8 protein-coding genes are annotated in these 12,654 nt (G+C 44.0%); 1 reads left to right on the top strand and 7 read right to left on the bottom strand.

Going from position 1 to position 12,654, the window contains the following annotated elements; all coding sequences use genetic code 11:
* Window positions 1–71: 71 nt before the first annotated feature.
* The 3 genes from Q0Z69_RS12385 to xerA form a co-directional block, all read right to left on the bottom strand.
* A complete protein-coding gene (locus Q0Z69_RS12385; RefSeq protein ID WP_298034014.1) occupies window positions 72–3,050 on the bottom strand; it encodes a type I restriction endonuclease subunit R in 2,979 nt (992 codons plus the stop codon).
* Between the two features lie 152 nt (window positions 3,051–3,202).
* On the bottom strand, window positions 3,203–4,384 hold the full coding sequence (locus tag Q0Z69_RS12380) for a restriction endonuclease subunit S (protein ID WP_298034012.1): 1,182 nt from the start codon (window positions 4,382–4,384) through the stop codon (window positions 3,203–3,205).
* A gap of 10 nt (window positions 4,385–4,394) precedes the next feature.
* Window positions 4,395–5,378 carry a site-specific tyrosine recombinase/integron integrase gene (gene xerA, locus Q0Z69_RS12375; RefSeq protein ID WP_298034010.1) on the bottom strand — a complete coding sequence of 328 codons (984 nt, stop codon included), beginning with the start codon at window positions 5,376–5,378 and terminating at the stop codon, window positions 4,395–4,397.
* An 89-nt stretch (window positions 5,379–5,467) separates the two neighbouring features.
* Here xerA and Q0Z69_RS12370 point away from each other — a divergent pair, with 89 nt between their 5' ends.
* Entirely contained in the window at window positions 5,468–6,112 is a 645-nt protein-coding gene (locus Q0Z69_RS12370) for a restriction endonuclease subunit S (RefSeq protein ID WP_298034007.1), read from the top strand.
* On the opposite strand, the gene Q0Z69_RS12365 is transcribed toward Q0Z69_RS12370, so the two are convergent.
* The 4 genes from Q0Z69_RS12365 to Q0Z69_RS12350 form a co-directional block, all read right to left on the bottom strand.
* Window positions 6,109–6,639, bottom strand: coding sequence for a restriction endonuclease subunit S (locus tag Q0Z69_RS12365; RefSeq protein ID WP_298034004.1), 531 nt, complete (start codon window positions 6,637–6,639; stop codon window positions 6,109–6,111). The genes Q0Z69_RS12370 and Q0Z69_RS12365 overlap by 4 nt on opposite strands.
* Window positions 6,629–8,131 (bottom strand): class I SAM-dependent DNA methyltransferase, encoded by a 1,503-nt coding sequence (locus tag Q0Z69_RS12360; RefSeq protein ID WP_298034001.1) that lies wholly within the window; start codon window positions 8,129–8,131, stop codon window positions 6,629–6,631. Before Q0Z69_RS12360 ends, Q0Z69_RS12365 begins: the two co-directional genes overlap by 11 nt.
* Before the next feature lie 112 nt (window positions 8,132–8,243).
* Window positions 8,244–10,316, bottom strand: coding sequence for a DUF262 and DUF1524 domain-containing protein (locus tag Q0Z69_RS12355; RefSeq protein ID WP_298033999.1), 2,073 nt, complete (start codon window positions 10,314–10,316; stop codon window positions 8,244–8,246).
* 80 nt (window positions 10,317–10,396) lie between these two features.
* Entirely contained in the window at window positions 10,397–12,646 is a 2,250-nt protein-coding gene (locus Q0Z69_RS12350; RefSeq protein ID WP_298033996.1) for a DEAD/DEAH box helicase, read from the bottom strand.
* Window positions 12,647–12,654: the final 8 nt, after the last annotated feature.

Genomic DNA, 12,654 nt, shown 5'->3' with positions numbered 1-12,654 from the left:
CAATTGGCGATTTTCGTCCGGCCGAAATTGGCTGTTTTCTCCCGGCAGAAAATGGCTAATTTCTCCCGACTCTAACAACGCATCCCAGCTCTGGCGCTCTCTTTCTTTTGCCAGTCAATAGTACGATTCTGACGCAGCAAATCTGTCAGCTCTTTTGTGAGGGCTATCAACTCATCGTGTTCGTAAATGTCTTTAATAGCCTGCGGTTTTGTTAAGGCGTCATAGAACGCAAGTTCCTCAGCAGTCAATCCCAGCTTTTCACCCTCTGCATTAGCTATAACAATGTCCTTAGCCAATTTCAAAAGCTCTTGGATGACTTCTTCATTGGTCAGCATCCCGTTAAGGTACCGATTCATGGCACTCTGAATTATCTCAGAGAACTTTTCTGATTTTACTATATTGGTGCGTCGGTAGATGGAAACCTGCTCTGCAATCAGCTTTTTCAGTAATTCAACAGCAAGATTTCTTTCCTTCATGTTGGCAATTTCATCAAGGAACCTTGGGTCAAACAGGGAAAACTCAGTGCCAACATCAGAGAACAGATTAATAACACCTTCACTCTTGATGCTGTGTTTCAAAAGCTCATTGATGCATTCATTCACCTCAGGAAGAGTGAACTTCTTGCCCGTGCCGCCAGACATCAGCCTGACAATCATCGTCCTGACAGACTCAAAGAATGCCGCCTCAAAGCGCGTCTTCTCGTCTACTAAGCTGCCGCAAAGCGAGAGAGCTTGTCTGAGCAGCAGAGCTTCTTTGATATAGATATTCTGCGTTTTTTCGTTGTCGGGCAGATCGTGTTCCGCAACGCTCTTACCGAGAATGAAGTTCACGCCTCCACTGATGGTCTTTGCCTTGTCAAGATCGGTCCCGATCATGAACTTGGAATAATCAAAGCCGTGGAAGAGATCGCGACATACGGACAGCTTCTCAAGGAACTTCGGATATGCCGCCTTACTGACATCGGTATCTCCATAGTTCTTCTTGTCTCTTGTGGTATAGTCGTTCATTGCTTGCTTCAAGGCAGCAGCAATGCCCACATAGTCAACGACAAGACCGCCTTCCTTATCCTTGAAGACGCGGTTTACACGGGCGATAGCTTGCATCAGATTATGTCCAGCCATCGGCTTGTAAACATACATTGTCGCAAGGGACGGGACATCGAATCCGGTCAGCCACATATCGACAACGATAGCAATTTTCATGGGAGAGCTGTTGTCCTTGAACTTTCTTGCCATATCATCCTTATGGGCTTTATTCCCGATGATTTCACGCCATTCCTCGGGATCGTTATTGCCCTGCGTCATGACCACACCGACTTTCTCAGTCCATGCGGGACGCAGTTCAAGAATGCGCTTATAAATCTTCATGGCAATCGGGCGGGAGTAGGCAACAATCATAGCCTTGCCGGTGAGGACATTTGCGCGGTAGTTTTCGTAATGGTCAAGGATGTCGTTGACCAAGGACTCAATCGTCTGATCAGCGCCAAGAATTGCCTCCATCTGACCGAGTTCCTTTTTGCTCTTTTCAATGACATACGGATCTGCATTCTGAGCCATGATGTCATATTCGGTGTCAATGAGATGCAGCGTATTTTCATCCAGCTTGAGATGAATGACACGGCTTTCATAATAGACCGGTCTTGTCGCTCCATCCTCAACCGCTTGCGTCATATCGTAGATGTCGATATAGTCACCGAACACTTCACGAGTGCTGCGATCCTTAGAAGAGATAGGAGTGCCAGTAAAGCCGATATAGGTAGCATTTGGAAGGCTGTCTCTGATAATACGAGCAGTGCCGATGATGGTCTTAGCCTCGACCTCACCGTTTTCCTTTTGCTTGACAACAACCTTTTCCGTCAAACCATACTGTCCGCGATGAGCTTCATCTGCCATGACGATGATGTTTCTCCGCTCAGAAAGAGCCTCACTGCTTTCTTCAAACTTCTGCATCGTTGTAAAAATGATACCGTTTGCTTGACGATTAGCCAGCAGTTCTTTCAGATGCTTTCTGCTTTCGGCATGTTGGGGAGTTTGTCTCAGAAAATCCTTGCAGCGCGAGAACTGCCCATAGAGCTGGTCATCCAGATCGTTTCGGTCTGTGATTACAACGATTGTGGGACTTTCCAATGCCTCTTGCAGATAATGGGCGTAGAAAACCATGGACAATGACTTCCCGCTGCCCTGAGTGTGCCAGAACACACCGCCTTTGCCATCCGTGACAGTTGCTTTCAGCGTTGATGATACTGCCTTTTTGACAGCGAAATACTGATGATAACCGGCAAGGATTTTGAAGGTGTTCTGCCCGTCAACATTGAAGCAGATAAAGTTCTTAATGATGTCAGGGAAGCGGTTCTTCTCGAACAGTCCCTCAAAGAAGGTATCAAAGGCGGCGTACTGAGTATTCTCGTAGCTGCCATCGGTTGTTTTCCACTCCATAAAGCGGTCCTCGCCGGACGTAATTGTACCAGCTTTGGATGTGGTCATGTCGCTCATAACGCAGATCGCATTATAAATGAACATGGAGGGAATCTCGTACATATAGTTCCTGAGCTGTCGGTATGCGTCGGATGCGTCCGTCTCTTCACGGGAAGGGGATTTCAGCTCGACGATAACAAGGGGCAAACCATTTACAAAGAGGATAACATCAGGACGCTTCTCAGAGTTTTCGATGAAAGTCCATTGATTCGCAACAGTAAAGTCATTATGGGCAGGATTTTTGAAGTCGATGAGATAGACGAGGGTGGAGCGTTCCTCGCCGTTTTCAAAATATTTGACCGGCACACCATTTTGCAGATAGTCCATGAAAACCATGTTTTTTTGCAGCAGAGTTCCGGTTTCAAAGTTCTTGAGCTTGTAGATCGCCTCATTCAGTGCGTCTATGGGCAAGTCCTTATTGATGCGTTGTAAAGAAGGCAGCAATACATCCTCGTATAAAGGGGTATGGTAATCACGCTCTACCGCTGGTCCGTAAACGTAGGTATAGCCCAGCCCTTCGTTAAGTAATTGGAGAACAGCGTTCTCATAATTTGATTCTGTGTAATATCCTGCCATAATTCAGCTCCTTTATTGAACATAGGCTCTCAGCCTATTACCATTATACCGCTTACACGGCGGCACGTGGTCGCATGAAGTGCGACATCCTCTTATCATTAGCCGGACAAGTTCAATTTGCTTTCTTCCCTGATAAACGATAATTTAGCGGCTTAGAGCCGGATGCCAGAGACATCAACCTCACCGGACATCAGCTTAGGAAGAAGGGCATCTCTAAGTGACGCCAGTTTGAGATTTTCAAGCGAGTTGCTTTTCATCTTCATAAATAGTGCTGAGACAATGCTTCCAAAGTTTCTCATAGCACATTTACTTGGATGTGGCACTACAAATTGACCGATCGTATCTGCTGACACGCGCTGCCGTCCACTGCTGCCATTCATATTTTTAACCGCATAGTCAACAAACGCAGGATAGCGGGCAAGGCAGTATAAGAACTCTGGCGGTACGCCTTCCTTTGGAGCAAGGACAATATACTCTGTTGATCCAAACGCTATTTCCTCATCATCAAGAAAATCAATGTAGGCAGTTTTGCCGTTTTCAAGGCAAGGTGTAATTCTGGCTAACAAGGTATCACCGTTTGTAAAACGCATTCCTCCGGTGAAAGGCTTCATTTCCCAGCCAGACGGGAATGCACCAGAGGTTGAGAGCTGCGACATATCAATACAGCGTGCCATTTTATTTTTGGAAAGCGAACGCTTCGGGTTTAGATAAGCTATCTCTGATACCAGACACTCTGAATTGTCTGCTTTCATCAAAAGCCTATCAAATAGAGCGAAGGCTTGCTGCTGTAAATTATCGTTTATCTTCTGGTTTATCTCAATTTTTTCATCAAGAGAAGAAAGCATAGCGGCAATCCTTCTCTGCGTATGCACATCAGGTAACGGGATCGTGATATTCTGAATGTTTTTTATAGGTAACTTTGCCTGAACAGCTCCGACAGTATCCCGTGATATCTCCTGCTGACCATATGAAGATTTCAGGAAGTAGTATAAGAAGTCTCGATCAATGCCAGACAGAGCAGTTATTTTGACACAGTTTTCTGTTAGGTTTGCTTGATTTAAAGTTCTGCCTACAATAGCCACAAGCCCGATTGTTCCAACTATGGATAAAACAATATCTCCATGATTTACTATGTATTTAGAAATAAACTGCTGTGTTTCGTCATCGACAAACTCATACGAGCTGTCTAATTCAAGTGTTCTCTTATTATTCAAATCTCGAACTCTAATGTAAGGATGAGAGTTTGGCGTTGAAATTAGGTTAATACCTTTGGGCAGTCTTTTCCCACCTTTAACCGACGCAACATCACTTAATTTTACCTCACTTATTTCCATCTTTCTGCTCCTATCCGATGTATTTTCTGTGTGCCAGCTTCACATTTTGTTGTTTCACCATCGCATAGTGCATGGTGGTGTCTATCTTCTGATGCCCTAAGAGCTGCTGGACTTGCTCTATGGGCATACCTTTATCTATGGCTGAGGTTGCCAGCGTCCGTCGGAACTTATGCGGATGCACCTTCGGCAAGTTAAGCCGCTTGCCAAGCTCCCGAAGCCGTGTTTCTACGCCTCCGATCATTAACCTTTCAAATGGTGCTTTCAGGGAGACGAACAGAGCCGGATTGCCGTCTGTGCGGCTTTCAAGGTAATTCTGCAAGTGTATCTTTGTTCTTGCGTCAAAGTAGACAAGCCGCTCCTTGTTGCCTTTGCCGAAGACCACACACTCACGCTCGTTGAAGTTGATGTCATCGCGGCTAAGCGCGACCATCTCTCCAACACGCATACCGGACGAGGCAAGCAAATCAATGATTGCCAAGTCTCTGACCGTTTCGCAGTTGTCCCGCATCAGTTCCAACGCCTCATCCGTGTAGGTGTCCTTGACCACCTTCGCAGTCTTGACCTTATGAATCCGCCTGACCGGACTTTTGAGGATAAAGTCCTCATCCTCAAGCCAAGAAAAGAAGCTGGACAGTATGCGCCGGATGTTATCAATCGTCACCTTGCTTGATTTGCGCTCTATCTGATAGTTAGTTAAATATTTGCGGAGGTCATCTGTGGTAATCTGCTGCGGCGTTTTTCCGATACCTGATACCATCGACTCAATCGTCTTCCAGTAATAGCTCAAGGTTTTTTCTGAGCAGCCTTCAATGCGCTTTGCAGCAATAAATGCCTCTGCAGCATCTCGTTCTTTGGGCGTACTTTGCGGTTCTTCAGCACTGATTGACAGCCCTTGCAGAGCATTTTCTAAAACGCGCCTTAGCTTCATCAGTTGCTCGTTGTTGAGAGAAGACAGCATATTGCGCTGTATCTCAGCTATCAGTTGTTCTTTCATCGTCGTTACTCCTTTACGGTAGATTAAGAGAACGACGGTCAGCGGCAGTTCCTTTTGTATTTCTCTCGCCGCCGGTGAGAGTTACTTGTATGGTAAACGATAATTTACAGCAGCAAGCAGCTGCGTTGTACTCAAATGCTTTCCCATATTCCACTGAGGACGCACTTCCTGATGGGTGGAGAGTGGGCACAGTCGGTGAAATAGTCGAAATTCACGATGCAAAACGCATTCCTCTTTCTGGCGGACAGAGAATGAAAATGGAGAAAAAGATTTATCCCTATTATGGTGCTGCATCGCTTATGGACTATGTTGACGAATACATTTTTGACGGCAAGTATCTCCTTCTCGGAGAGGATGGAACTGTCGTAGATGATGCCGGTTATCCCATCCTTCAATATGTGTGGGGCAAGTTTTGGGTAAATAACCACGCACATATCCTTACTGGTAAACTCGGCTTCAATGTTGAGAGCCTGATGCTTCTCTTTAGAAAGACCCCTGTGAAATCCATCGTTACCGGTGCGGTACAACCTAAGATCAGTCAAGCTAACTTGAAATCTATTCCGGTTGTAATTCCACCCGAAGAGGAGCTTGCCGCGTTCAACGATAACATAGACGCTCTTTTCGCGCTCATTCGTAACAACGAGGAACAGAATAAGGAACTTTCTAAACTTAGAGATACCTTGTTGCCGAAGCTGCTGTCCGGCGAGATTGATGTCTCCGACATCCGGCTCTAAGCCGCTAAATTATCGTTTATCTTATGGTTAATGTATACCTTGTGATCGATTGAATAAAGATATTCGCCAACAGCTCTTTGAATATCATAATCGGGTAAATCGATCATCAGCTCTTTCATGTCTTTTATAGTAACATGACCTAATCCTGTCGTTTGTTTATTTGATGCAATCGCTGTAAATTGAGGCTTAAGCGATTTTAGCAAGTAATACAGGTACAGCCTATGGACACCTTTGTTTGCAGTCACCTTGAATATATGTTGATTTAGCCATCCATCAGGTAGATCATACCAAAACACATCTATGGATGTTTCGGGATTTCCTGACCACGAAAAAACCATATCTCCTTTAGTCAGGTGAACAGAATCATCAAAAAGCTGCTGTGTATAAGCGGTTTGTGCTGTAATACCATTCTTCAATTCAGCAATTTTTATGATGGGCTTTCCATGCTCAGTAAAGTGGATTTGTTTGAAAGCAAGCCCATTTTTCCATTCAGCAAGCGAATAGAGCGATACGCAGTTAGATGTCATATCCAATCGCCCCCAGTCTCTCTTTGATCTCAGCCTCAAGCTCATGAGATTTTACAAAGAGTTCGGACAGTTCGGAGGTCAGACGGCTCATCTTTTCTTCAAAAGGCTCACCATCGTCTTCCTGATCTTCGATACCAACATAGCGTCCCGGAGTGAGAATGAAATCCTGCTTTGCGATATCCTGAGTAGTGACAACGGCACAGAAGCCTTTTTCGTCCTCAAGCGTTCCATCGACAAAGGCGTTGTATGTATCTGCAATTCTCTTAATATCCTCATCCGTCAGCTCACGCAACTTGCGCGTGACCATCGTACCCATCTTTCTTGCGTCGATGAACAGCGTCTTGCCCTTCTGCTTTTTGTTCTTGGAGATGAACCAAAGGGAAACGGGAATCTGCGTCGTGTAGAAAAGCTGAGTAGGCATAGCGATGATGCAGTCCACCAGGTCAGCCAGAATGATATTCTTGCGGATTTCACCTTCGCCGCCAGACTGAGAAGACAGAGAGCCATTTGCGAGCACCATGCCAATACGTCCATTCGGAGCAAGATGCCAGATCATATGCTGCAACCAAGCAAAGTTAGCGTTTCCGGCAGGAGGCGTACCGTATGCCCAGCGTACATCATCCAACAGCTTCTCTTGTCCCCATCCAGAGAGATTGAACGGAGGATTTGCCATAATGAAGTCAGCCTTGAGCTGAGGGTGACAGTCATTGAAGAAGGTGTCCGCGTTAAACTTCCCAAGGTCGGCCTCAATCCCACGGATGGCAAGATTCATCTGCGCCATTTTCCATGTGGTGGGGTTAGAGTCCTGACCAAAGACCGAAATCTTGTTGATGTTGCCTCCGTGGTTCTCGATGAACTTGGCCGACTGCACGAACATGCCTCCAGAGCCGCAGCAAGGATCATAAACTCGCCCATTGTAAGGCTGTAAAACCTCCACCAGAGTACGCACCACACAGGATGGTGTGTAGAATTCTCCAGCCAGTTTTCCCTCTTGCTCAGCAAATTTGGACAGGCAGTATTCGTAGGTACGGCCCAGAATGTCCTTGCTATCACCGTGCTCTACCATCTGGATATTAGTGAACAGATCCACCACATCCCCCAGGCGGCGCTTGTCCAGCTCCGGGCGAGCAAAGTTTTTGGGAAGGATGTCTTTGAGACGCTTGTTCTCCTTCTCAATGCTGCGCATGGCCTCATCAATCACCGTGCCAATCTCCGGTGTGTGGGCCGCTGCAGCGATTATGCTCCACCGGGCATTCTCCGGCACAAAGAAGATATTTTCAGCAGTGTATTCGTCCTGATCCTCCTCAAAGCCGTCGCCTTCTGCAACCAATTCGTTATACTTAGCTTCAAATCGGTCAGAAATGTACTTCAAGAAAATTAAGCCCAGCACCACAGACTTATATTCCGATGCGTCAATATTGCCGCGTAGTACGCAAGCTGCATCCCAGATTTGCTTTTCAAAACCGATATTGCTGGTGTTCGTTTCAGGCATGAAAGGTCCCTCCTACATGGTTCACGGATATTGTAGTTTTCTTTTATTTTAAGCGGTCTCTGGTCTGTTTTACTGATGTAAAACTATTTACGCAAAGCAGTATGGAAAAAGTTTACTCACCATCGGACTGGAGCCGGAACGACTGCTCAATAATTTCCATGACCTGATCGATATCTGATGTGTGCTCCATAAAGAGCTCTACATCACCATTCCCCCAGCGACCAAGGCCGGTGATATCTCTGCAGATGCCTTTAGGATCGAGAACTTCTGAAAACTTCATATTCACAGAAATACGAAGCCGTTGTTTCTGAAAAACAATATCCGCAAAGTTCGTATCCAGTTTATATGCCACATACAGTTTCTTAAATTCACGTTTTACATCAGGTGACAAGTTTTGAATGCGACGATCCAGTGTTTCAAATAATATTTTTGTGAAAGCATTAGTATCATAAGTAGCCAAGCTATACCGTTCCGCAGTTTTTTTCTCAGCGCAATAAGGCGCAAGTTCGGCCTCTGTTATCGCCGGAAACGCCCAAATCTGTTTAGCCCTGTCTGCCAGAAGTTGAGCCCGCTCCCTGATCGTTTCCTCGGTCCATTCTGTTTGCTTTACAACAAAGCCATTCAGCCGTAGAGCGCTTTCTTTGAATCCACCTTCCATATCCAGTTTTGTTAGGAAAGAATGATCGCTCATCTCAGAGTTATAGGCGGTGAGAGTCAGGTTTCCAATGGTGTGCAGATATATTTTTTGTATCTCTTTCCAGTTGGTGCCAAGCATCACTTGCCATTCAGAGCTCAAATTGCTGTTTTGTGGCATGATGTGCTCAATTGTGTAATTCTCGATTCGGATAGGGGCTTTGTTTCCAAAGTTCTCCAACTGACTCAAAATAAAGTTCCGGGACCTCATATTGTAAATATCCCTTGTTTTAAATGCCGCAGTAAATCTCTCGTCATTCGGGAACTCTTTATAACCGTCCCGCAGCACAAAATATGCTTTTATGGAGTTCAGATAATCATCGGTACGAATTTCATTTCTCAGCGTCGCAAATGTCTTGTTGAGAGAATTCGTGGGAATGTCACAGATGCTTCTTCTGAACACATAGCTGATACAAAGGCGGATAATTTCAAACAGTTCATCTTGTGTGATAATCCTCTCTGCAAAGTCATTATGTACCTTAAGTAAGAAAGGATAAGAAACCTCCATCCTCAGGTCGATGATATCCTCATAAAGTGCCTTTAGAACTGGATTTGAACTTCGCTTGAAAACAATATCTGTATAATACTTTGCATAGGTCAACAGGTCCTGACAAAGTTCTCGTATCGTGCCAAACTCACAATTCAGGTGATACAGTTTGAACTCCTCATACACACGCCCCTGCTTGGGGATACGGGTCAGTTTCATGGTCAGATAATCACGGAAAAATCTGTCCATGGCAGAATCCTGAGTATCATAGACAAACAACAACTCCATCGGCCGCCATAGATACTCATAGACATAGGTCTGTTCAAAGGGTTCCAGCCCCATCAATACATAGTTCCGTATCAAATCTGACTCAGATAGTTCTTTCCCGGTAGAATTCAGACTTTCAAAGATTGCCTGGGCATCATCTACTGCTCGGTCTAATGTAATATTGACGATTTGCAGTTTTCCGATCGATTCATAGATCTCTGCCGGAAGTAGTTCTCTGTCAGCGATTTTTCCTGCGAAAAAGCGGTAGTTATCCAGCAACTTCGATTTTGTATCTTCGGTAATAGGCTTTTTTTCCACCAGTTTTGTGAGAATATCCCGGTCGGTTTCAGTCAACAAAAGCTTATACCGTTCGTCGCCAACCTCGTACTCATTCTTTAAAAGCATATTATCGATACGGCGGGCGTTAATTGTCGTATCAATGGGATTTTGGATTGCATAGTCTCTGAGCGCAAGCAGGAGAAGGGTAAGGGTGGTCATTCTCTGCTGTCCGTCAATGATCATGTACTTCTGGACACCTGTTGGCATAGCCTGCTCCGCTATGTTGACAATTGAACCGACAAAATGGCCAACCTTTTTCTTCTTTTGCATCTCGACGATATCATTCCACAGACGCCTGCACTGCTCAATATCCCAGCTGTAGTAACGCTGATATACGGGAATTAAGAATTGCTTGTTTCCGTTTAATATCTCGTAAATATTTCCTTTCCGTGCATCCATATCCGTTTATGTATCCTTCCATGTGCATTTTCTTGAATAGAAATCATTTTCTGGGTATAGTTTCTGTGGCCCAATGCTCCTTACAAACACCGTTCTAACGCTTCAATCTCATACGCAGTCAGGCTACGATTAATCAGTTGTCGATTCCGAACGATAGCCGCAACTACTTGGTCTTCGGTCAGATCTTTTAGATGATGTCCATAACGGTCAAGTATCTTTTTAATAGCAGAACTGGGGACACCAAATTCGGTAAGAATGCGAATATTAGCGTCAGTAAATTCGTTTTCAATTGCTTCAGCTATGAATGAATAATCTCCTGCTTGAATACTTAATTCTGTAGCAATATATTTCTGTAGCGAATCAACAACATTCAACCATTTAGGGATTTTGTATTGCAGCCAGTTTTTCTGGAATCTGAAAATCGTTTCAACCGCTTCATCTGCAAGTTGTCTTGCTACTTCGGGACATTTAGTAGCAAATTGTTTCAAGGAAAAATATGCATCTATGAAATCGGGGTTTTCTTTTCTAAGATGTTCTTTTGCGTAATAGGCCACGCGGTCATCAATCATCTGTCGAATATTTTTGTTGTAAATGTAGCTGACTGTTTGCCGCGCCATCCATTTCGTCGAAATGAGCACATTCTTATCATTTCCTTCAACAAAACGCTCCTTCACCAATTCGAATATAACATAAAGATGAGCGTAGAGGTTTTTATCCCGCAAATCACTCCAAACAATATCGCTTTTACTCTTCGGATCAAGCATCATTTTTCGAATAATAGGAAGCAGTTCAAGCTGATCCCTAATTGACACAGCGTTGCGTTTCAAAATGATCTTTAATTTCTCTGGCAAGCTTTCAAAACGTTGATACCGATCCGCATTGAATGGTTTGACTTCACTTTCTTCAATGTTCACCAGCACTTCATCATCAATAGGATTTTGGGTATATGCAGGAATGTCAACAGACATCTCTTTTGCCTGGGGTGGCTTTTTCAGGTTTATTACTCGACCGATACAATGTTCCATCAAGCGACCAGCTCGTCCACGTATATTGGAATAGTCAAAGTAATCAACATCACGAGTACCGATTTTGTCGTCATAATAGATCACGTTTTTCGCAGAGGTATTAACACCCTCGATAATGGTATTGGTACAAAATAAGAATCTCAGTCTGCGGTCATTGAAATACTTAATAGTCGACGTCGTAATGTGTTTCGGCATAGAGCCATCGTGGATTCCGATTTCATTTGCGAGGCAGTGTACCAGCGACCACTCAACACTAAGATTTTCATGGATCCATTGAATCAATGGTATGCTTACATTTCGTTGAATGCCTTGTTCTTCCAGGTGCTTACAATAAGTGAATGCCAACTTTCGAGCCGTAGACGGTGATGAGCAAAAAATTAGAGATTGATCTTCTGTTTTGTCCAAAACAGAAAAAATATCTTCAAATGACACTTTACCGCCTGATTTTTTCTTTACGCTATCATAGAGATTCTCCGTTTCTGTATAGACCAGAGAATAGTCGGTCTTATAAAAGACAGCATCATACTTCTCTAAGAAACCAGGAGAAATATTATCAATATTAGGCCCCAACAAATAGAAACGGCAGGATGGATTCTTTGTTAAACGAAGAAAAGCGATGTTTAATATATTAGCTCTATTGTCTTCTCGTTGCTTGCTTAGCTTGTAAAACTCGTCGATAATAAGCAAATCAATATTGGGCATATCAGGGTATTCCAGTACTCGCTCTGCAGTCAGCAAGAAAATATTCCCCTTTTCAGTAGAAGCTTGCTGAGATGTTCTAACAATTATTTTATACTGATTTGAATAGTGTTTTAACTTTATTCGGGTTTCGTCGAGCAGTGCCAATGTCGGTTGAATAATGACAATATTCGTATATATTCCACTGGCAACAATCTCTTCAATCAATAAGCTTTTGCCGAAACTGGTGGGTGCACTTACGATTACATTTCTCTTTGAAAGAACTAAGTCGGATAGTTCTTTTTGCTTACTGTGTAAACTCTTATTGGAGATATAATCTGACTTATGGTATTCTCGCCGTATACGAGCATCAAGATCAGTCAGTGTCATCTTATATTTTTCGATATAGGGGTAGAATCCAACCGCTTCGATAAGGTCTTCCCACATAGGTTTCAGTGTGGTTGGAACACTTTCCCACACATCGATCACTTTTATCAAGTGGTTTCTTCCTGTGGCCTGAGTTTCGGGATTCCTTGAATTTAAGGCATTGGAAATAGATTGGAACAACTCGAAGTGATCTATGGGGTCTAACAAGGCAATATTATCAATTCGATGGAAAAAATCCATAACTGCCT

Source organism: uncultured Dysosmobacter sp. (genome assembly GCF_947631165.1).
GTDB lineage: Bacteria > Bacillota > Clostridia > Oscillospirales > Oscillospiraceae > Oscillibacter.
This window is presented reverse-complemented; position numbering and strand designations above follow the sequence as displayed.